This window comes from Ferrimonas sp. YIN67, from assembly GCF_057219095.1.
The window spans coordinates 599,160-618,761 of the sequence record NZ_JBXVVJ010000003.1 but is presented as its reverse complement, the minus strand read 5'-3'; the positions used below and the strand labels follow the sequence as shown (position 1 = coordinate 618,761).

Sequence of the window (19,602 nt, the reverse complement as noted above, 5' to 3'; positions counted from 1 at the left end):
GCCATGATTGAGGGGGAAGTGTTCGCCGTGTTGGCATTTTGCCCTGGGCCCCATCGAACATGGGGTTTCCCGCCGCCGGTTCAAGGCTGGATCTGACGGGCTATGGGCTGGCTTAGCGACAGCAGGGTTTCGGTGGACTGGATCTGCTCGATGGACTGGATCTGATCCACCAGCAAGCGGTGCAAGGCATCGATATTTTTGCACATCAACTTGATGAAGATGCTGTAGTGCCCCGTCGTATAGTAGGCCTCGATCACCTCGGGCAGGGCTTCGAGTCGGGCCAGCACTTCCGGATAGTCCCCGGCTGCCTTGAGATTGATGCCGATAAAACAGCAGACCTGATAGCCCAGTTGGCGTGGGGCTAGCAGTACCTGGGCACCTGTGATGATCCCGGCCTGTTTCATCTTTTCGACTCGCACATGCACGGTGGCGGCGCTGACACCGAAGCGTTTTGCCAGTTCGGCGTAGGGAACCCGGGCGTCCTGTTGCAGGGCGGTGAGCAAATTTCGATCAAGATTGTCGATTCGATGTTCTGGCTCCATCATTTCGTCCTTTTTATGATGCTTCATTGGAAAAACCTCCTATTTGGTGTTGATTCAAAACATCATACTGGCTTTTGATTTTGGATCTATTGAAATGGGGCGTGTTGGGCGAAAGAATGCCTTCCAATAAAGCAATCTCAAATCGCCCGTTTTGCGAGGACGCCATGAAACAGAGTTACATTCAGACCCAGCGCCAGATCCAGTTTGCCCGTGCCCATTTCAGTCAGCAGTTGTGCCAAAACCTGGGGCTGCTGGAAGTACAGGCGCCCATGCTGTGTGAGCAGGGGAGCGGGATCCAGGATGGCCTCTCCGGTCATGAGCAGGCGGTGGCTGTGGCGGTGAAGGCGCTGCCGGGTAAGCGCTTTGAGGTGGTGCACTCCCTGGCGAAATGGAAGCGGGCAACCCTGGGCCGGTATGGATTTGGTCAGGGAGAGGGGATCCTGACTCAGATGAAAGCCCTGAGGCCCGATGAAGACACTCTGGGGCCGAAGCACTCTGTGTATGTTGACCAATGGGATTGGGAAGCGGTCTTGCCAGCCGGTGAACGCACCCAACGGGGCCTGTTGCAGCGGGTCGAGCGGATCTGGCAGAGCATCAAGGCGACCGAGGCGGCCCTGGCCGAGACCTTCGAGTTGGATGTCCACCTTCCCGACGCCTTGTTTACCATCCATGCCGAGCAGCTGCGTCAGCGTTACCCTGAGCTGGATGCCGATGCCCGGGAGAGGGCGATCTGTGCCGAGAAGGGGGCGGTGTTCATCATCGGGATCGGCGGCGCACTGGCTGATGGCCAGCCCCATGACGGCCGGGCACCGGATTACGATGATTGGAGTACCAGTTGTGAGCAGGGCCAGGGTCTCAACGGAGATCTGCTGGTATGGCACCCACAGTTGCAGGATGCATTTGAGCTGTCTTCCATGGGGATCCGGGTGGATGCCCAGGCCCTGGCTCGTCAGAGTAAGCTGGCTCAGCAGGAGGCTAGCCTGGAGCAGCCCTGGCACCAAGCGTTGCTGCGCGGAGAGCTGCCCCAGAGCATTGGCGGTGGTATAGGGCAGTCCCGCTTGTTAATGCTGCTGTTGGGTCGAGCCCATATTGGAGAAGTTCAGTGTGGTGTGTGGTCGGACGATTGTCAGCTCCGACTCTGATGATGGCTTGATCAAACGCCAGCCCCTCGGGGCTGGCGTTTTTGTTGTTGCTGGGGTTAGCCGCGGCGTCGACGCCAGAGCAGGGGCAGCAGTATCAGTAGTGGGTAGCCGAGGCTGCCTGAGCTTCCCTTGCTGGGTTCATCGACGTTTTCCACCTGGATCGTCACCTGGGCCTCACCCAGTACTTGGCCCAGGGGAGCCAGGGTCCGATAGTGAAAGTGGTCCGTGCCAAAGAAGTCCTTGCCGGGGGTGTACTCCACCGTCAGATCGGCATTGATCACCAGGGTACCTTGAGTTGGCGGCGTGGTGATCTCCAGTGCGGTCGGCTCAGGAGCACGGATCTGAGCCAGGTGGAGGGCGTCGAGGGTCGTGGTTTGATGGGTGGCAGTAAAGAGCAGTGGAACGAGTTTGGGCTCCCTGTCGTGATCCAGGAGCCTCAGGATCACCGGGGTTTCTTCCAGGGTTTGGGCCATAACATCGTGAGCGAAGTTTAAGCCTTTGGCGGTAAGGTCCAAAGACAGGGTGACCGAGCCTCCCTGGATATCGGTCAGCGCCAGGGTTTCTCCGGCCTGGGGGGATTCACCCAAGCCGTTGTAGTAGTGTTGCGCTGCAACCCTTTTCTGACTGTTTTGAGCGCCTATGGTCAGCATGGCAGGCAGAGGATCCAGGGCGAAGTAGTGGAATCGGTTGTCGCCTTTGTTCGTGCCTAGCCCCAGCAGGACGGCAAAGCTGTACCGATAGCCTTTGGGGTCATTAAAGCGTTGAGCGTTTCGCCATTCGATCACGAAATATCCGGAATCTCCGCCTATCGGGTAGGCATGTAGGGAGCCAGGCAACTCGTCGGTGTCCTCGGGCAGGACGAGATCGGTCCAGAAGGGAGCGAGCAGGTTGCCTGGGGCGGTGGCGTCGGGCAGTGGCGAGTTCAGGTAGCTCCCCGAAGCGTTGCCGCGGCCAGCGAGGACAAAACCGTTGCTGGAAACGGTGAGCTGGTTGTACTCCCTGTCGTTGAAGCTAAAGGTGGGAACCGTCAGTTCGAAGGCGATTTCATCGCAATGACCGGCGCAGGGTAGCCGGTTTTCGGCACTGGCCTGGCTGGCAAGGCTGTGGAAGCTGTCTGTGGCAAGGGAAAGCTCGGGCCTTTCCAGCCGGCCACGCCAAGCCAGTTCACCTTTGATGGGATCGAGCTCCTGCTCCAGCTCTGTGCCCCCCAGGAGGTGGAACTGAGCACTGTCCTGGACCAGGGCGAGGTTGTCCGGAAGCGACAGAGACAGGGAGACGACATCGTCAAAGTCCTGGTTGTTGAATTGGGCGTGGTAACGACCGGGTTGGCCGTAGGACTGGATAGATTGCTCGCTCCAGACACTGAGGGTGCTGAGATCGGCAGACAGGGTGGGCAGGATGGCCAGGGGCAGATGAGCGGCCTGCTGGCCCTCAAGGCGCAACTGGCCGAACAGCCATTCTCCCTTTGGCGCATAGGTAGGATCTATTGTTACGCGGATCTCGGCGGAGGCACCTGCGGCCAGATCCAGGATTCCGGGGGAAACGTCGGTGTTGGCCTGGTCGACATTGGCGCTGAGTGTCAGTGACTGGGGACGTTCACCCCGGTTGGTAACCACGACCCGAAATTGACAGCCGGTAATGCAGCTGGCATTGGCGTAAGAGGCTTTGTCGAAGGTCAGTGTGGCGCTGCTGGCACGGGCCAGATCCAGGCGCCCCGCGCCCACATCAAAGGGATCCGCCGCCGTGCTGGCGTCTGCCTTGGTCAGTCCGGTTGCCTTGGCGCTGGAGGTGAGCGCAGTCTTGATGGCTCGGGCACTCCATAGCGGGTGTTGCTGTCGAAGCAGGGCCGCCGCCCCGGCAACGTGGGGGCTGGCCATGGAGGTACCGGTCAGGGCGACAAATTGGCTGCCATTGGCACTGGGATCTTCCGCTGTCATGGCGGAAAGGATACGGCTGCCCGGTGCGGCGATATCGGGTTTGAGAATATTGGGGTTGCCATTGGGTCCCCGGGAGCTGGAGGAAGCGAGGTTGTCGGCAAATTCGGCGTCGATCAGCCGTTGCGGGCTGGCTGAGATGGTCAGGGTTGGCGTGCTGGCGGCAAGCTCCGCCAGGATGGCTTGGCCGGCACTTCGGCTGATCATCACGGCGGGGAGGCTTGCCCTGTCGAGAGACATGATGGTGGGGCTGCCGGGCTGGTTGTCATAGACGATCAGGGCTTGGGCGCCTGCGGCGGCCGCATGATCGGCCTTGTTTTGAAAGCTGCAGCTGCCCCGCTGGATCAGGGCGATGCCCTTGTTGAAAGCCTTGCTGGCAAAAGGCGCACAGCCTGTGACATTGCTGGCATCAAGGTTCTGGCTGGCGATCACTGGACCCTGGATCTCGTCACGGATCCGGATCGGTGCGCTGCCTTCGATGGCCAGGAGCCCGCTGAGGCGACCGATCTGGATCTCATGGGCGAAGAAGCGCCCATGGGTGGTGTTGGCCACGGTGATCCCGGACTCGATACAGCCCGGGCAGCCAATGGTCTGGGGATCACCGCCATTGCCGTCGTTGCCAGCGGCGGAAACCACGACGATCCCCGCAGCCTCGGCGGCCTCCAGCGCTTCCCGGAAGGGGGACAAGGCGGGATCCTGCCCTGGCTGCCCTCCCCAAGAGTTGTTGATCACATCGGCGCCGTCGTTGACGGCGTGCTCCAGGGCTTCGAGCAGCATCAGGGTTGAGCCGCTTGCCCCGTTGGGGTTGCTGGCGGGGGCGTAGAGAGCCTTGTAGCTCATCAATTGGGCACCGGGGGCGACGCCGGAGAGTGTCATGCGCTCCCCGGCGGCATTGACCACAGCGACAGGGTTGCCAGCCGCGATCCCGGCGACATGGGTGCCGTGACCGTTGAAGCCCCGGGGGCTGAGGTGCTCCTCATGCCAGATCTCTATGGTCGGCTGGGACCAGCGGGCGACGACCAGCTTGTTGTTGCAAAAGCTTGGGTCTGTGATGTGGCAGTAGTCGTCGCTGGGCAGCACTCCGGTTGGCGATGGAAACCCCTCCCCCGAGAACATGGGGTGCTCTGGGTCGATCCCAGAATCGATGATGGCGATCCGCACGCCCTGGCCCGCCTGGCTGCGTCCCTTGAGTTGGCGCCAGAGTGCCGGGGCGTTGATCAGATCCAGTGAATGATCGGTCTGAGTATGGTAGAGGCGATCCGGGTATACGGCGGTGACGCCAGGTAGGGCCGCGAGCTGGGCCATGGAGAGATCCTGGCCGCGGATCTCCACCGCATTGAGCAGGGTTTGAAACTGGCGACCCACCTTGGCGTTGCCCAGGTGCTGGTTCAGGGCGCGACGAAACTGGGCTTGCTCACTGAGCAGCTGATGTCGGTACTGAGTCACTGGCCCTGCAGACAGATCGATTCTCCTGTTCCCTGAGGGGCCTGTGGTCGTCACCGAGGCGGCAAGATGAGCCTGACGTTGGGCGATGGAGGCGCCGGTTAACTTGACCAGGTAACGGGGCTGCCCGGTGGTGGCATGACGTTGCACGGGCGCATAGTGATGCTGTACTGAGAGGACTTCTGCGCTGTAGGCGGCCGGATCGGTCGGCAGAGGGCCGGCGACGGCAGCGCTGAGGAGCAGGCTCGGAGTGAGCAGAAGCCAGGGTTTTATCTTCATTGTGATCCTTTCCATGTGAAGACTGATATCCACGATAACCCTCATTCCGGATGGTCACGTTCCTGTGGATAACACACCTGCGTACCTTACTCTGAGCTTCAGCAGAAATGAATCGCTGGGTTGGAATAAAACAGAACCACTTTCCGGGCGAAAAGTGGTTCTGAGTGATTGGGCTGTTGCCGGGCTGTCAGCGGAAGGGGAGCGGTGCGGTAAAGCTCAGGGGCTCGCCCGAGTAGGGCTGGGCAAAGGACAGCTTGTGGGCATGCAGCAGCAGGCGGTCTGCTGCCGCCAGGGCTTCTCCCTCGGCGTAAAAGGCATCGCCCAGGATCGGGTGGCCCAGGGCCAGCATATGGACCCGTAGCTGGTGGGAGCGCCCGGTGATGGGGGTCAGCTCCATGAGTGAGGAGTGTTCATCCTGAGACAGCACCCGGTACTGGGTCTGGGAGGGTTTACCATTGTCGAAGCACACCATCTGTCTGGGGCGATTCGGCCAGTCGCAGATCAGCGGTAGATCCACCTCTCCCTCACTCTGCTTGGGATGGCCCCAGACCCGGGCCAGGTAGGTCTTGGCCGTTTCCCGGTCGCGGAACTGGCGCTTGAGCTCTCGCTCGGCATTCTTGCGCAGGGCAAATACCAGGATCCCTGAGGTGGCCATATCGAGGCGGTGGACATCGAACACGGTTTCGAACTGACTGCGTACCCGGTTGAGGGCACAATCATGGTGAGCCGGATCCCGTCCCGGTACCGACAACAGGCCAGCCGGTTTGTTGATCACCACTATGTCTTTGTCCTGGTACAGGATCTCAAGGAAGGGCTCAGTCGGCGGATTGTAGATAAAGTCGGTCATACGGCTGCTCACGTGTTTTCGCGGGCGCACACGATAGGTTAACCCTTGAGCGGATGCAAGGGGGCGAGCGTCAAAGCGGGATCGCTCAGAGCAGATTGCCACCACTGGCGTAGATCAGGGAAAAGGTCCAGATCACGAAGGCCAGGGGCAGGTGGACCAGGGCATAGAAGAGGGCGTCGAGCCGCTCCATGGTGTCGTCGTCGATCAGCAGGTAGAGGTGCAAAAGGGCTACGAGGGGCAGGGTGGCAAACAGGGGCCAGATAAAGAGTGCGGAGCCGGGATGCAGGGCGCGGGCGAGCAGGGCGATCACCACCATGGCCAGGGTGATCAAGGGGGCGGCGCCAATGCGGTAATGGCTGGGGTACCAGTGCAACATCCTGTATTCCTCTACTTAATTGGCCGACTCCAGCGGTTTGCGGGTCAGCAGTTGGGCACTGTAGCGCTCCGGCTGTGACCATCTTCCTTCACGGTAGAGGATCGTATCCCAACTGGCAAAGGCTTGTTGCAATTCACCCGGGTTCAGGAGGAAATCCGGATTGCGGGGGCGGCCGATGTCGGCTTGCTGGCGCAGGAAGGTTTCGTACATAAGCAGGCCACCGGGCAGCAGGGCCTGGCTTAGTTGGGGAAGCAGGGAGCGGTGCAGGTAGTTGAACACCAGGATGGCGGCAAAGCGGCGTTGGCCCAGGGGAGCGGGGTCACTTTCCAGATCCTTATGCCAGAGCACGCCGGGCCAGCGTTGCTTTGTTAACTGAGCCTGTACATGGGCCAGGGCCTGCCGGTCTCGATCGCAGAACCACACCGGCTGGTTACGCCGGGCCAGTACCAGGCCATGGCGGCCACGGCCACAGGCCAGATCCAGTATTGGAGCCGAAGGCAGCGCTTTAAAGTGTGCCAGATGATCCATCAGCAGGGGGTTGGGGGCGCTGCGGGCATGCATCAGCCTTTGATCTCCTTGCCTCTCAGTACTCGGCGGTGCCATACCGAATAGTGGCGGAATTGTGACGGACCGTGGGCCAGGTAGACCGATCCCAGGATCAGCAGGGCAAACAGGTAGGGGGCCAAAGCGGGGAAGGGGTAGCACAGGGCCAGCAGCAGCACTTTCGCCAGGGTGCCGATCCCCTTGAGCTGGACCAGCCACAAGGGGGCGCGGATCACCTCCCACAGCATCAGCAGGAGTCCGCTGCTCATGGCCAGGATCCACCAGGTTCGCCACAGCTCGCTATCCAGTCCCTGCATAAAACCCCCGGCAGCGCCGCAGATCCCCAGGACATGCAGTGCCCTCAGGGTCGTTTTGCTCAGGCGCAGCAGGTAAAAACGTTGGTCAGAAATGGCTTGGTTCATCATGATTTTCCAGAAGGGGAATGGGGGGATTGTGACGAGCCGGTGGTTGAGACGCAACCCGAAGGGGAGGCCAGGAGGTGCTCGGGAGTTTGTCGGTGAATGCGCTCAGTTGTCAGTATCTCTTACGATCTGCCTGTTCTCGTCACGGAAGTACCGCCCGGCGAGGTTTCTTGGCGTCGATGCTGGCTCTGTTATGGTCCAGTCAATGATGAGGAGTCAGGGAGGCTTCATCCGGGTTGGAGAATTGTGAACTGAATTCTGACTCGGTGGTGCCCGTCGGGTTAGGATCCCGCCTTTTTGCAGAAATCTTCGGCAAACGTGGCCGTTGAATAGGAAAAAGGGGTTTGAATGCTCAGCAACTGGGACTTATTCACCGATTTTGGTATTGCTGGCGGCTTGCTGCTGATCGGCAAGTGGCTTCGAGCCAACCTTGTCTTTTTTCAGCGACTGTATCTGCCCGCGGCTTTAATCGCCGGCATGTTGGCCTTGGCCTTGGGGCCATCCGGTGTCGATCTTTTGCCTTGGAGCCCTGGCTTTGCTGGTAATGCCTCGGTCCTGACGGTGGCGCTGTTTGCCTGTCTGGGTCTGGCCACCGATTTTCCCTCGATGCAGGTACTGATGCGCCGTGCCGGTACCTTGTGGGCCTTTAACCAGATCGCCACCGTCAGCCAATGGGCTTTTGCCGCCATGGCCGGCCTGGCCCTGATGGCCTTGGTCTGGCCCGATCTGCCGCCGGCCTTTGGCCTGGTGTTGTCCGCCGGCTTTATGGGGGGCCATGGCACCGGGGTGGTGGTCGGAGAGAGCCTGCAGGGGCAGGGCTGGGAAGATGCCCTGACCTTGGCCCTGACCACGGCGACCGTGGGGATCTTCGCCTCCATTCTCTGCGGTATGGCGCTGTTGCACTATGGCCTCAAGCGAGGCTGGATCAAGGACTTCAGTCGCTTCGAGGCGATGAGCGAGGTGCAGCGCCGTGGCCTGGTGCCCCGTCAGGAGCAAGACAGCGTGGGGCGCAGCAGTGTCTCTGCCACCTCCATCGATACACTGGCGATGCACGGGGCGCTGATCCTGCTGGTGACCGTCGTGGGGCAGCACAGTGCGGTGTTTCTGTCCCAGTTCCATGAGATGGTACAGGTACCGGCGTTTGTGACCGCATTTGCCCTGGGCCTGTTGACGCGCCTGGTGCTCAAACGCACTCAGGGCAGTGACTACTTTGATGATCGCCTGTTCCAGCACGCGACCGGATCGGCCACGGATTTTCTGATTGTATTCGGGATCGCCGCCATCAAGGTCACCATCCTGCTCAACTATGCGCTGCCTCTGATTGCCATCGTCCTGATCGGCCTGGCATTTAACCTATTTCTGGTGTTGGTGGTGGCCCCCAGGATCTTTGGTGAAAACTGGTTTGAGAAGGCGGTGTTCTCCTGGGGCTGGCTGACGGGCACCGTAGGTATGGGGATTGCCCTGCTGCGGATCATCGATCCCAAGATGCGCGCCAAGGTGCTGGATGACTACGCCATCGCCTATGTACCAGGCTCCATTACCGATATGGTGATCATCTCCCTGGTGCCTATCTTGATGATGCAGGGGATGGCCCACCTGGCCATCGGTGGCATGTGGCTGTATGTGGCGGTGATCGCTGCCATCTGGTTTACCCTCTGGGGACGCCATGGTCTGGCCCATAAGGCGTTAGCCTGAGCCCTGGCGCTCACTCCATGGAAGTTCAACGCGGTGCTGATCAGCACCGCGTTTTTTATGCTGGAGTGGCGAGGCGGGATCCCGTACCTTGGTTGGAGGAAATTTCACCAAGGAGGGGGTTTGATGAAACGGGTGGTGTTTAATCAGAAGGGGGGCGTCGGCAAGTCCAGCCTCAGTGTGAATCTGGCGGCGATCAGCGCGGCTGCGGGGTATAAGACCCTGCTGGTGGATCTGGATGTGCAGGGTAACAGCAGCCACTACCTGGGGTTTCGTGAGGAGGAGGGGAAACCGACGGTGGCGGATCTGTTTCGACAAACCGTTGGCTGGCTCAGTCGTCCCCAGTCGCCGACGGAGTTCGTCTACGACACCGAGTGGGACAACCTCTGCCTGCTGCCGGCTTCCGAACAGTTGGCTGCGCTGGAGCGAGATCTGGAGAGCCGCTATAAGATCTTCAAACTGAGGGAGGCCCTGAATGGACTTTCCGAGGAGTTTGAACGGATCTTTATCGATACTCCGCCCAACTTTAATTTTTACTCCAAGTCGGCGCTGATCGCCGCCGACTCCGTGGTGATCCCCTTTGACTGTGACAGTTTTTCCGCCCAGGCGATTGAGCGTCTGCTGGATAATCTGCTTGAGCTTAAGGGGGATCACAATCCGGGACTGCAACTGGAGGGGATCGTGGTGAACCAGTTTAATCCGCAGGCTAGGCTGCCCAAGGCGCTGGTGGCGGATCTTCGGGCCCGTGAGCTGCCGGTGTTTGAGTCGATGCTCGGTGCTTCCGTCAAAATGCGTGAGTCCCACCAGCTGCAGCAGCCCTTGATCAGCCTGGCTCCCAGGCACAAGCTGACCCAGCAGCTGCAGATCCTGTTTGATGAGATGGAAGGCAAACAGACGGTAAACGCCTAACTACTCGTGCCCAATTGTGCGATATCCGATGAACGGTGAGTGCTCCCTGATTTGGGAGGCTGGGCGCTTGGGATCTGAGATCGGGGATGGCGGCCTTGAGGGCGGCAGGTTTGCCCTTAAGGCCGGGTCTGGACGACAGCTATTTTTCTTTGGATGGCTTCTGCTCGGCGAAGGCTTTAAAGCGCTGCATCTTGGCGTGGCCGCGAGCGGAGAAGTACCAGGGGATCAGGCGCATCAGGCTGCGCCAGCCCTGCAGCTGGATCTCGTTGTCCTGCTGCCAAAGGGTTTGGTGACCCTGTTCGATAAAGTGGTTGTCACTGCGCAGTGTCAGGGTGTCGCTTTGGTAGGTGGCACAAAAATGCTCCGGCAGCGCTCGTTCGATCACGGTTTCCAGGACCTGGATCTCCCTTGGGCCCTTGCGGTAGAGCAGACGGCAGCTTGAGCCGGGTTGGCCAGGGACGCCTTCCAGGGGCTCAATTTGCAGCAGATCCGGTTGCCAGCGTGGCAGATGATCCGGGTTATCAAACAGGGCAACAACACGTTCCCGGGGCAGGGCGATCAGCACCTGACACTGGTAGCGCATGGTGGACTCTTTGTTTAGGTACCTGTTTCTAGTATAGGGGAGTGGCTCAGGGAGCAACCTCCTCGGACAGCTCCATTGCGGCGGAGCCTGCTACCCCGTTGAGGTGTGCCGCCGCTCCTCGCCCTCGAGGGTCCGCGACCGCCTGCCAGCCTGCTCCCTGACGCTGGATCGCCTGAATGTCCCCCAGATCCCAGCTCTGCAGTGTCAGGTGGTAGCCTCTCTCCCTTAACCTTTGTTGCACCGTTTCGGCCAGCGGGGCATAGGGTTCCATTCGGATCTCATCTTGAGGCCAGAGTTGGTGGTGAAAGCGGGGAGCCGCCACGGCCTCTTTCAGGGACATTTTGTGGTCGTAGACATTGGTCAGCACCTGGAACACGGAGGTGAAGATGGTGGAGCCGCCCGGCGTGCCGATCACCATCTCCACCTGATTATCCTTGATCAGCAGGCTTGGGCTCATGGAGGAGAGCATGCGTTTACCCGGAGCGATGGCGTTGGCCTCTCCGCCGATCACTCCAAAGGCGTTGGCCACCCCAGGTTTGGCGGAGAAATCATCCATCTCATTGTTGAGCAGGAAGCCAGCACCTTCCACTACGACGCCGCTGCCAAAGTTGAGATTGAGAGTCGTGGTGGTGGCGACGGCGTTGCCCCATTGATCCACGACGCTGTAGTGGGTGGTTTGGGGAGACTCCAGGCCGGGCTGGACAGCCGGGGTCGGACTGATCTTGTTCGCATCGACCGCCTTGGCGCGACGCGCCAGGTAGTCACTGTCGAGTAACTGGGTAATGGGGACGGCGAAAAAGTCCGGGTCCCCAAGATACTGAGCCCGATCGGCAAAGACCCGTTTTTCGATCTCCGCGATCAGGTGCACGTACTGGGCCGAGTTGACCGCCTGTCCGGCAAAGTCGGCACTGCGCAGTGCCTTGAGACCCAGCAACTGGGCTAGGGCAAAACCGCCTGAGCTGGGCGGCGGTGAGGAGATCAATTGCTTGTCCTGCCAATCGAAACGGACAGGTTGACGCCATCTGGCCTGGTAACCACGCAGATCACTCAAGGTGATCAGGCCATTGGAGCGGGCCATTTGGGCTACCAGCAACTCGGCGGTTTTTCCCTGATAGAAGCCTTCTCTTCCTTGCTGGGCGATCCGCTTCAGGGTTTGGGCCAGGGCCGGCTGGGTAAAGTGTTGATCGGCGCTCAGTTCGCCGAAGTGCTCGGCAAAATTGGTGCGGCCGGAAAACTGCTTGAGGGCCGAACGCTGGCGGCGCAGCAGTTGGGGGTCGGGAACAAAACCCTCGTGGGCCAAAGTGATCGCTGGCGCCAGGACCTGATGCCAGGGGAGGCGCCCAAAGCGCTGGTGAGCCTGCCACAGGCCCGCCACCGAGCCGGGGACTCCTACGGCCAGGGCACCTAGGGTGCTGGCCTCCGGGATCACCTCACCCTGCTCATTCAGGTAGAGATCCCTGTGGGCGGCCTGGGGAGCGACCTCCCGATAATCGAGGAAGTAGGGTTTGCCATCGAACCAGAGAGTCATAAAGCCGCCGCCGCCGATGTTGCCGGCTTCCGGGTAGCTGACGGCCAGGACAAACCCCATGGCCACGGCGGCGTCGATGGCGTTGCCTCCCTGGGAGAGGATGAGCATGGCCGCATCCCGGCCATGTTCATCGGGGGAAGCTACCGCGCCCTGGCCGGCCCACAGTGGCAGGCATAGTTCAATGATCAGGATCAGGGGGATAAGGGTTCGGTTGATCGGGGGCATCGGTTGGCTCCAGGGGCGAGATTGATCGTCATCTTGATGACAGGCTATGACGTTCTCAGGCTGGGTAATACGCCCATTTGGAGTAGAGCCGAGATTGGCAGGGAAGGCACTCCCGGCTGACTTCGGGCGTGTAAAAGGCGCACGAATGTATACTTTGATTTATCCAACGCCTTCGGGCTGCTCTATTGTTTTTGTTTGTTAGGGAGGGGATTAGGCCCTAACTGGGCCATTGGGTTGATGAACCGGGTGACTCGCTTAAGCTTTAAGGTTCGACGTTGTTATTGTCCAGGGAGGATATGGGCCTAATCATAGAAAAGGTTGTCACATCATGTCTGAAACTCCATTGCAGCTTCTGGCTGAACCCGCCGATGAACTAAGCATCATTACGGCGGAGATCCGTCAACGCTTCTGTCCTGATCGCCCCCTAGAGATCCTCGAAGCGGGGTGCGGTAAGCGCTGGTGTGTCGATCTGGGCGATGTGGCATTTCAGCTGACTGGGGTCGATAAGGATCCCCATGCCCTGATGCGTCGGCAGCGGGAGCAGAAGGATCTGGACCTGGCCCTGCTGGGGGATCTGGCCGAGATCGAGTTGCCCGAGCAGCAGTTTGATATCATCTATTGCGCTTTTGTCCTTGAGCACATCGAGCGGGCCGATCTGGTGATGGAGCGGTTCAGTCGCTGGCTGCGCCCTGGGGGACTGATGGTGCTTAAGGTGCCGGATCCGGAGTCGGTCTATGGCTACCTCGCCAAGCGCACGCCCTACTGGTTTCACTTATTTTATTACCGCCGTGTCCTCGGTAAGAAAGATGCGGGGCAACCCGGCTGTACGCCCTATCCCACGTTTTATCACCCGGTGATCTCCCGACAGGGCCTGCGTCGCCATTGCGAACGGGCCCGCCTGGAGTTGCTGGGGGAATATGGGGATGGTTATGGGCGTGCCGGGCAAGGGCCGGCGCGCTGGTTGATCCAGGCCGTCAAGCTCACGATCAGCCTGATGAGTTTCGGGGCCCTCAGCGCGAGACACAGTAACCTTCTGTACCTGATACACAGGCCCAAGAGCGTTTCGGCGAAGCGGTTTTGAGCCCTATCCCTGGGTTGGCCAGCCTTTGCCAAGGAGCGAAAAGAGGGGAAACCCCGAGTAAAAAGAGGGATAATGCCGGCCCTTTTTGTTTCGGTACGAGTTATGCGTCTGGATAAATACCTGACAGGCTGCACGGAGCTGACCCGCAGCCTGGCCAAGCGAGAATTGAAAGCCGGTGCGGTGCAGTGTGACGGTGTGGTGATCACAGATCCTAAATTCTCCGTGGAGGAATCGACCGAGGTGCTGTGGCGTGGAGAAGCCGTCGGTTTGATCCCGACCCGCTACCTGATGCTGCATAAACCGGCCGATTTCCTCTGCTCTAATATTGATGAACTCTATCCCTCGGTACTGAAACTGATCGATCTGCCCAAGGTGGATCGGTTGCGGATCGCCGGTCGCCTGGACGTGGATACCACGGGTTTGGTGTTGCTGTCCGAAGATGGTCAGTGGTGCCACCAGATCACCTCACCGCGACGCCAATGTGACAAGCGCTACCGAGTCTGGCTGGATCGTCCCTTGGCTTCCGATGCTCAGCAGAGATTGGCCCAGGGGGTAGAGCTGCATCAGGATGGACTGACCCGACCGGCCCAACTGGAACGGATCACGGATACCGAAGTTCTGCTGACCATCAGTGAGGGGAAATATCATCAGGTTAAGCGTATGTTTGCTGCCTTGGATAACAAGGTGTTGGCACTCCATCGAGAGTCCGTTGGCGGTGTCGAGCTGGATCCGACCCTGGAGCCGGGTGAATGGCGGCCGTTGAGCGAGGCTGAGATCGCGTCATTTCGTTAGAGCTCTGCCGGACATTGAGTGACGCTAAATGGTGCGTGACCAGGGAGCAGGTGATGGTGCTGCACGCCGCTCAGCGGCCCTTGAGCGTTGAACTGGCGTTCGTACCAGTCCAGAGCACCATCACGATTTTGTAGCCACAGGGTCGAGGTTCGGGTGCCATAGTCCGGGCTTTGTATGAAGATGGAGGAGAGGGTCCGCTCTCGTTCGGCTCCGATCCCGGTATCGGGTAGCTGTGCCCAGGAGGCGGGTTGTGGATCCTGCAGCAAAGCCAGCAATACCCTGGGGTCGAGGGAAGCAGACATTGTCTGAGCCAAGCGCTGCTTGAGGCGGGTAAGTTTGGGCCAGGGGGTATCAAGCAGTCGATTACACAGCCCATACAGCCCCGGCGTCAGGGTCCGGATCTGTCCTTCGCGATTACTCAGGTAATGGATCCCTTGCCGATCTCCCAGCAACAGGCTGAACCCCGGATACCGATGAGCCTCGGGTAATAGCTGCTGCAGGTACTCCCTGGCCCCTTTGGTTTGAGTGAGGTAAGCGGGGATCAAACTGCCGCGACTGGGCCCGCTGAGCGCTGGAACTTCTCGGTAGTTGGTCAGCAGGCCCCATCGTCCATCTTGATGGCGGGCCATCCAGGTGCCGCCAGCCCGGCTATCCCGACCCGCAAACAGCACAGGAACATCAGGCCAGGTGTGTACTGGCTGAGTTGGTCGATCGTAGAATTCATCTCGGTTGGCCAGCAGTATGAGAGGATGAGGACTGCTCGGTTGCCAGCAAAATGCGACGAGGCACATGGTGTGAACCTTAGAGCGAACTGTTTGAATTATTGTTGCCGACAGTTGGGTCCTGACACAAGCTGAAATCATTTGGTTCACATTTTGCGGGTCAGCTCTCAGTCGTGGGTGACTCCTTTATTCTACACTTGCCGGTGATTTGTATTCACAACCGGGAGAATAATATGGATTCAGCTTTGCTTTGGGAATGGGTCGGCTATGCTGCTTCCCTGCTGGTTGCCATCTCACTCATGATGTCCGAGATCAAAAAACTGCGCTGGTGGAATATGGCGGGTGCAGCCCTCTTCGTTGCCTACGGCATGGCGATAGCCGCTTACCCGGTGGCTCTGGTCAATGGCTTTATCGTTTGTATCAATATTTACTACCTGTGGCGGATCTACGGTTTCGAGCAGGCCGATTGATGGAAGCGGCCGTGGCGTAGGAAGTGATCCGCTTGCTCCGCCACGGCCTGTGACAGCAGCATGCCCGTATGGGTGACCGGCAGGCTAATGTGATCCGCCATCCCCGCTATCTGGGTCTCCGTCAGTAGCACGGTACCATCACTGTCCGCCCCGCCGACGCCTAACAGGGTTCCCATTCCCAGTCCGGTACTGCCTGCCAAGCTGCCTAACGGCACGGCACTATGCCATTCGGCCGGTTCTTCGCGCAGCAGGCCAATTTCCCCTGCATTCCCCATCACTCCCGCCAGATTCCACTGGGCCAGACGTTTCGCCAGCATGGCGCCCTGGAGTGGGCTGCCCAAAGTGACGATGCGACTGTCCTGAGGGAGGGGACGTTGATGGGCCAAGTGATAGAGCATGACGCCACCTAGGCTATGGCCCAGCAAGTAGGCGGGTTGCTGCGAGGGAAGGGCCTGCAGGATCCGATCGAACAGGGCATCGGGCTCAATGGCCAGTGTGTTGTAGCTCAAGCACTCCGTATCCCAGCCCAGTTGCGTCAACTTGCGGGCCAGTGGCCACATGATGGCTCCGTGCATGTACAGGCCGTGCAGCAGGATCAGTTTGGGCATCGGGCCCTCCTTGGGTTGCGTAGCGTCAGCCTATCAGGGGGACGCACAGGGCACCAGTCCCTCTATCTGGATCATCTGATTGGCGTGCACCTTTGTGCACGTACTGGACCCCTAGCGAAAGACAAGGGGCAAACCATCCGGTTAACCACTCATTTACATTGTGTTACTGTCGGCATCGTTTGGGCTGTGGGGCCTGAGACGCTAATGGAGCCAAGAATGACAAAGTGGATTTGGCCACTGCTGGTGATGCTGGGAAGTTCAGCACAGGCGGTGGAAGGGATGTGGCAGCCGCATCAACTGCCGGCAATAGGTGCACACATGACCGAGCTTGGGTTGGAGCTCGATCCTGCTTCGATGGCGGATCTGAATGCCTTTCCCATGAATGCGGTGATCAACTTCGGTGGTTGTACTGCCTCGTTTGTATCGCCCAAGGGGCTGATAGCAACCAACCACCACTGTGGCTATGGCGCCATCGCCTATCACGCGACCGAGCAGGACAACATCCTGGAAAGGGGGTTTTTGGCGAAGAAATGGGTTGAAGAGAAAGCCCCGGTTCCTGGCTATAAGATCTGGATCACCGAGTCCATGCGTGAAGTCACCGACGAGGTGATAGTGGGTCTCTCTACCGATCTGGCCGGTGCCGATTACTTTCGGGCGGTAGAGCGTCGACGCAAAGCCCTGGTGGCGTCCTGTGAGGCGGGAGGGCCCTATCGATGCAAGGTGTCTGATTTTCACCATGGTGCCAGTTATTTCCTGATCAAGGAGCGGGAGATCCAGGATGTGCGGCTTGTTTATACACCGGCGTTGTCCATTGGTAAGTATGGTGGGGATGTGGATAACTGGATGTGGCCCCGCCATACCGGTGATTTTGCCTTCTTCCGGGCTTATGTGGGCCCGGATGGCGAGCCGGCTCCCTACAGCGAGAACAACGTCCCCTATGAGCCGCAACGCTTTCTGAAGATCTCCCGGGCGGGTCTGAAAGAGGGGGATTTTGTGATGGTGGCGGGTTACCCCGGCACGACGGATCGCTACCGGACGGCCGAGGAGGTGCGTCTCTATTTCGAGAAGCTCTATCCTCTGGCACGGGATCTTCGTAACGACCTCATAGAGGTGATCCAACAGAGCTCCGAGGCGGGTTCCGGCGCGCGGATCAAGTACGAAGGCACTCTGGCGGGGTTGGCCAACTACGCCAAAAATTATCAAAGCCTGGTGGAGAGCTATGTCAGGACGGGGTTTGGCCCGGCCAAAGGGGCTCGGGAGCAGGCTTTGTGGCGCTGGGTTGAACAAAATCCTGAGCGAATCACCGCGTTCAAGCATGTGAGAGGGGCCCTCGACAGCCTGATCGCCGAGGAGTGGGCCCATATGGAGCGGGATCTGCTGCTGGGCTACCTGCGCTATGTCCAGGCGAGCGCCAGTGCCGCGAAGCTCTATCGCCTGGCCAGGGAGAAGCAGAAGTCGGATCCCGAGCGTGAAACGGGTTATCAGGAGCGGGACTGGGAGACGATTGAGGCGACGGTGAAACGGATGCAGCGTCGTTACGATCCCATGGTGGACAAGACGATCTTGGCCTATCTGTTGGGGCGCTATGCCCGGTTACCCGATGGCGAACGGGATCCTGTGATCGATCGGGTCTTTGGCCTGAGCGGCACCTTCGAACCGTCCGCCTTGTCTGACAAGCTCGACAGCATGTACGCCACGACCGAACTGGGTGATGAGGCGGCACGCCTGGCTTGGCTGGAGAAAAGCCCTGAGGCGTTTGAGCGCAGTGCCGATCCCTTTATTCGCTTTGCCGTGGCCGATTTTCCTCGTGTGATGGCCCGGGAGCAAGAGCAGAAGCGGATCCGGGGTGAACAGCTTAAGCTGCGTCCTCGCTACATGGCGGCGATCATCGCCTATCAAAGGAGCCAGGGACGGGCAGTATACGCCGATGCGAACTCCAGCCTGCGGCTGACCTATGGCACGGTACAGGGCTATTCGCCCCGGGATGGTATGCTTGCCAAGCCCTTTACCACACTGGAGGGGCTGGCACAAAAGGCGACCGGTCAGAAGCCCTTTGATGCGCCGGCAAGCCAGCTTGAACGGATCCGAGACCGGCATTACGGTGGCTATGCCGATCCACAGCTGGGGTCCGTGCCGGTGAACTTCCTGTCGGATCTGGATAGTACGGGGGGGAACTCAGGTTCACCGACGCTGAACCGTCGAGGGGAGTTGGTGGGATTGCTCTTCGATGGGGTCTATGAAAGCATTATTGCCGACTGGGATTTCAACGATGCCTTCGCCCGCTCGATCCATGTCGACAGCCGCTACATCCTTTGGGTGATGCAGGAGCTCGATGGTGCAGAAAATCTGCTGGCAGAGATGAGCCTGGTGGGAGAGTGAAGGCAAATCGCTCAAACAAGCGGCAATCGGATCTGGGGACCTTGCCAAGGGGGCGATGAACCCAGTAAGGTGTCTGCACAGCGCGACCATCGTATAATGGTATTACCTTAGCTTCCCAAGCTAATGACGCGGGTTCGATTCCCGCTGGTCGCTCCAGATTTTTGAAGAACCCCGCACCTCAGGTGTGGGGTTTTTTGTGTGCTCAGTGTCAAGGAACAACAGCAAGGTAAAGTCGCCAAGATCTGGCTCGCAGAATGTTCCGTTATGGATTTTTTTCGTTTTGGCCGTCGCTATACTCGCTTGAACTCTGTTTACAGTCATCGAAACGGGACGATATGAAAAACAAATACAATGGGTTGGTTCGCTTCCCTTTGGCTGCACTGGCCCTGTGTGGCGCCCTGGTAGGTTGCAGTGGGGCCGATGAAGCCCTTCCCGCCCAGTGGCAGCATGCTCAGGACAAACTCAATGAATTGACCGCTTCGGCCGAGTTTGATCATCTTTATCTCAGTGATAATGAAACCCTCACCGCAGCATTTGAGGCGGTGCTGATCAACAACCAGTGTTACAACCAGGCGACGGGCCCCGAAGAGCGGGCGCAAAGCGAGGCATTCTTCGAACAGACTCTGCACCCTTTCCAGCAGGCGCTGTTTGCCGCCAATGATGTAGCGCGTAAGCTAAACCTCATGCAGATCAACTTGCTGCTTGAAGATACTCGACGCCGTGGCGAAGGGCTTTCTCCCTTGTTGAGCGACGCGCAGCGTGGCGAGATCAATGCCTTCCATACCATTGATGATGGCCTGCTGGTCGATCCCCGTAATCTGGATCCGCGTTTGTTGCGCGCCGTGCAGGAGGCCAATCCAAACCACGCCATCGCTCAGATGGATTTTGGTGATGTGGTCTTGGAAAATCGCTTCCGCATATTGGCTTTCTACTGGATGGCACTGGAGGCTTACGGCAATACCCTGGCGCCGGATTGCGATCGGGTGGCCCAGTTGGTGGCCCAGGTAGAAGCTGGCCTGGCCAAGTAAGTCACACACAGCACAGAGCAGGGCAGCCATTTGGCTGCCCTTTTGTTTGCGTTTCTG

At 59.3% G+C, this 19,602-nt stretch carries 18 protein-coding genes and 1 tRNA gene; 9 read left to right on the top strand and 10 right to left on the bottom strand.

Annotation, left to right across the window (positions count from 1 at the left end; genetic code table 11):
- Positions 1 to 80: 80 nt before the first annotated feature.
- On the bottom strand, positions 81 to 542 hold the full coding sequence (gene asnC / locus AC2D8U_RS10020) for a transcriptional regulator AsnC (RefSeq protein WP_484619000.1): 462 nt from the start codon (positions 540 to 542) through the stop codon (positions 81 to 83).
- Positions 543 to 706: 164 nt separating this feature from the next.
- On the opposite strand from asnC, the gene asnA reads away from it, so the two are divergent.
- Entirely contained in the window at positions 707 to 1,684 is a 978-nt protein-coding gene (gene asnA, locus AC2D8U_RS10015; RefSeq protein WP_484618894.1) for an aspartate--ammonia ligase, read from the top strand.
- A 56-nt stretch (positions 1,685 to 1,740) separates the two neighbouring features.
- Here the strand turns inward: asnA and AC2D8U_RS10010 are convergent, their stop codons facing one another.
- The 5 genes from AC2D8U_RS10010 to AC2D8U_RS09990 form a co-directional block, all read right to left on the bottom strand.
- Positions 1,741 to 5,340 carry a S8 family serine peptidase gene (locus tag AC2D8U_RS10010; RefSeq protein ID WP_484618893.1) on the bottom strand — a complete coding sequence of 1,200 codons (3,600 nt, stop codon included), beginning with the start codon at positions 5,338 to 5,340 and terminating at the stop codon, positions 1,741 to 1,743.
- 187 nt (positions 5,341 to 5,527) lie between these two features.
- Positions 5,528 to 6,187, bottom strand: a complete 660-nt coding sequence (gene rluA / locus AC2D8U_RS10005; RefSeq protein ID WP_484618892.1) for a bifunctional tRNA pseudouridine(32) synthase/23S rRNA pseudouridine(746) synthase RluA — start codon at positions 6,185 to 6,187, stop codon at positions 5,528 to 5,530.
- A gap of 85 nt (positions 6,188 to 6,272) precedes the next feature.
- Complete coding sequence (locus tag AC2D8U_RS10000) at positions 6,273 to 6,563, bottom strand: hypothetical protein (protein WP_484618891.1); 291 nt, start codon at positions 6,561 to 6,563, stop codon at positions 6,273 to 6,275.
- Positions 6,564 to 6,578: 15 nt separating this feature from the next.
- Positions 6,579 to 7,124 (bottom strand): class I SAM-dependent methyltransferase, encoded by a 546-nt coding sequence (locus AC2D8U_RS09995; RefSeq protein WP_484618890.1) that lies wholly within the window; start codon positions 7,122 to 7,124, stop codon positions 6,579 to 6,581.
- The gene (locus AC2D8U_RS09990) at positions 7,124 to 7,528 is read right to left on the bottom strand and encodes a hypothetical protein (protein ID WP_484618889.1); all 405 of its coding nucleotides are present in this window, start codon (positions 7,526 to 7,528) and stop codon (positions 7,124 to 7,126) included. The genes AC2D8U_RS09995 and AC2D8U_RS09990 overlap by 1 nt, the downstream gene beginning before the upstream one ends.
- 348 nt (positions 7,529 to 7,876) lie before the next feature.
- On the opposite strand from AC2D8U_RS09990, the gene AC2D8U_RS09985 reads away from it, so the two are divergent.
- A complete protein-coding gene (locus AC2D8U_RS09985) occupies positions 7,877 to 9,223 on the top strand; it encodes a sodium/glutamate symporter (protein ID WP_484618888.1) in 1,347 nt (448 codons plus the stop codon).
- Between the two features lie 123 nt (positions 9,224 to 9,346).
- On the top strand, positions 9,347 to 10,129 hold the full coding sequence (locus AC2D8U_RS09980) for a ParA family protein (protein ID WP_484618887.1): 783 nt from the start codon (positions 9,347 to 9,349) through the stop codon (positions 10,127 to 10,129).
- A gap of 139 nt (positions 10,130 to 10,268) precedes the next feature.
- Here the strand turns inward: AC2D8U_RS09980 and AC2D8U_RS09975 are convergent, their stop codons facing one another.
- Positions 10,269 to 10,712, bottom strand: coding sequence for an SRPBCC family protein (locus tag AC2D8U_RS09975; RefSeq protein ID WP_484618886.1), 444 nt, complete (start codon positions 10,710 to 10,712; stop codon positions 10,269 to 10,271).
- Positions 10,713 to 10,758: 46 nt separating this feature from the next.
- Positions 10,759 to 12,465 carry a gamma-glutamyltransferase gene (ggt, locus tag AC2D8U_RS09970; protein ID WP_484618885.1) on the bottom strand — a complete coding sequence of 569 codons (1,707 nt, stop codon included), beginning with the start codon at positions 12,463 to 12,465 and terminating at the stop codon, positions 10,759 to 10,761.
- Positions 12,466 to 12,793: 328 nt separating this feature from the next.
- Between ggt and AC2D8U_RS09965 the strand changes: the two genes are divergently transcribed.
- Both AC2D8U_RS09965 and AC2D8U_RS09960 read left to right on the top strand, forming a co-directional pair.
- Positions 12,794 to 13,546 (top strand): class I SAM-dependent methyltransferase, encoded by a 753-nt coding sequence (locus AC2D8U_RS09965; RefSeq protein WP_484618884.1) that lies wholly within the window; start codon positions 12,794 to 12,796, stop codon positions 13,544 to 13,546.
- A gap of 102 nt (positions 13,547 to 13,648) precedes the next feature.
- A complete protein-coding gene (locus AC2D8U_RS09960; RefSeq protein ID WP_484618883.1) occupies positions 13,649 to 14,338 on the top strand; it encodes a pseudouridine synthase in 690 nt (229 codons plus the stop codon).
- On the opposite strand, the gene AC2D8U_RS09955 is transcribed toward AC2D8U_RS09960, so the two are convergent.
- Positions 14,335 to 15,129, bottom strand: coding sequence for an NRDE family protein (locus AC2D8U_RS09955; RefSeq protein WP_484618882.1), 795 nt, complete (start codon positions 15,127 to 15,129; stop codon positions 14,335 to 14,337). The genes AC2D8U_RS09960 and AC2D8U_RS09955 overlap by 4 nt on opposite strands.
- 164 nt (positions 15,130 to 15,293) lie before the next feature.
- Here AC2D8U_RS09955 and AC2D8U_RS09950 point away from each other — a divergent pair, with 164 nt between their 5' ends.
- Positions 15,294 to 15,530 carry a YgjV family protein gene (locus AC2D8U_RS09950; protein ID WP_484618881.1) on the top strand — a complete coding sequence of 79 codons (237 nt, stop codon included), beginning with the start codon at positions 15,294 to 15,296 and terminating at the stop codon, positions 15,528 to 15,530.
- Here AC2D8U_RS09950 and AC2D8U_RS09945 read toward each other — a convergent pair.
- Entirely contained in the window at positions 15,506 to 16,138 is a 633-nt protein-coding gene (locus AC2D8U_RS09945; protein WP_484618880.1) for an esterase/lipase family protein, read from the bottom strand. The genes AC2D8U_RS09950 and AC2D8U_RS09945 overlap by 25 nt on opposite strands.
- Positions 16,139 to 16,354: 216 nt before the next feature.
- On the opposite strand from AC2D8U_RS09945, the gene AC2D8U_RS09940 reads away from it, so the two are divergent.
- The 3 genes from AC2D8U_RS09940 (at position 16,355) to AC2D8U_RS09930 (ending at position 19,545) form a co-directional block, all read left to right on the top strand.
- The gene (locus AC2D8U_RS09940; protein WP_484618879.1) at positions 16,355 to 18,517 is read left to right on the top strand and encodes a S46 family peptidase; all 2,163 of its coding nucleotides are present in this window, start codon (positions 16,355 to 16,357) and stop codon (positions 18,515 to 18,517) included.
- 82 nt (positions 18,518 to 18,599) lie between these two features.
- Positions 18,600 to 18,673 (top strand) — tRNA-Gly (locus tag AC2D8U_RS09935).
- A gap of 179 nt (positions 18,674 to 18,852) precedes the next feature.
- Entirely contained in the window at positions 18,853 to 19,545 is a 693-nt protein-coding gene (locus AC2D8U_RS09930) for a hypothetical protein (RefSeq protein WP_484618878.1), read from the top strand.
- The last annotated feature ends 57 nt before the right edge of the window (positions 19,546 to 19,602 follow it).

Coding starts and splice junctions, on each gene's coding strand:
- AC2D8U_RS09975 (WP_484618886.1), bottom strand. CDS start 10,712: ATGCGCTACCAGTGTCAGGTGCTGATCGCCCTGCCCCGGGAACGTGTT.
- AC2D8U_RS09955 (WP_484618882.1), bottom strand. CDS start 15,129: ATGTGCCTCGTCGCATTTTGCTGGCAACCGAGCAGTCCTCATCCTCTC.
- AC2D8U_RS09965 (WP_484618884.1), top strand. CDS start 12,794: ATGTCTGAAACTCCATTGCAGCTTCTGGCTGAACCCGCCGATGAACTA.
- AC2D8U_RS09940 (WP_484618879.1), top strand. CDS start 16,355: ATGACAAAGTGGATTTGGCCACTGCTGGTGATGCTGGGAAGTTCAGCA.
- rluA (WP_484618892.1), bottom strand. CDS start 6,187: ATGACCGACTTTATCTACAATCCGCCGACTGAGCCCTTCCTTGAGATC.
- asnA (WP_484618894.1), top strand. CDS start 707: ATGAAACAGAGTTACATTCAGACCCAGCGCCAGATCCAGTTTGCCCGT.
- AC2D8U_RS09930 (WP_484618878.1), top strand. CDS start 18,853: ATGAAAAACAAATACAATGGGTTGGTTCGCTTCCCTTTGGCTGCACTG.
- asnC (WP_484619000.1), bottom strand. CDS start 542: ATGGAGCCAGAACATCGAATCGACAATCTTGATCGAAATTTGCTCACC.
- AC2D8U_RS09960 (WP_484618883.1), top strand. CDS start 13,649: ATGCGTCTGGATAAATACCTGACAGGCTGCACGGAGCTGACCCGCAGC.
- AC2D8U_RS09945 (WP_484618880.1), bottom strand. CDS start 16,138: ATGCCCAAACTGATCCTGCTGCACGGCCTGTACATGCACGGAGCCATC.
- AC2D8U_RS09990 (WP_484618889.1), bottom strand. CDS start 7,528: ATGAACCAAGCCATTTCTGACCAACGTTTTTACCTGCTGCGCCTGAGC.
- AC2D8U_RS09950 (WP_484618881.1), top strand. CDS start 15,294: ATGGATTCAGCTTTGCTTTGGGAATGGGTCGGCTATGCTGCTTCCCTG.
- AC2D8U_RS09985 (WP_484618888.1), top strand. CDS start 7,877: ATGCTCAGCAACTGGGACTTATTCACCGATTTTGGTATTGCTGGCGGC.
- AC2D8U_RS10000 (WP_484618891.1), bottom strand. CDS start 6,563: ATGTTGCACTGGTACCCCAGCCATTACCGCATTGGCGCCGCCCCCTTG.
- AC2D8U_RS09995 (WP_484618890.1), bottom strand. CDS start 7,124: ATGCATGCCCGCAGCGCCCCCAACCCCCTGCTGATGGATCATCTGGCA.
- AC2D8U_RS09980 (WP_484618887.1), top strand. CDS start 9,347: ATGAAACGGGTGGTGTTTAATCAGAAGGGGGGCGTCGGCAAGTCCAGC.
- AC2D8U_RS10010 (WP_484618893.1), bottom strand. CDS start 5,340: ATGAAGATAAAACCCTGGCTTCTGCTCACTCCGAGCCTGCTCCTCAGC.
- ggt (WP_484618885.1), bottom strand. CDS start 12,465: ATGCCCCCGATCAACCGAACCCTTATCCCCCTGATCCTGATCATTGAA.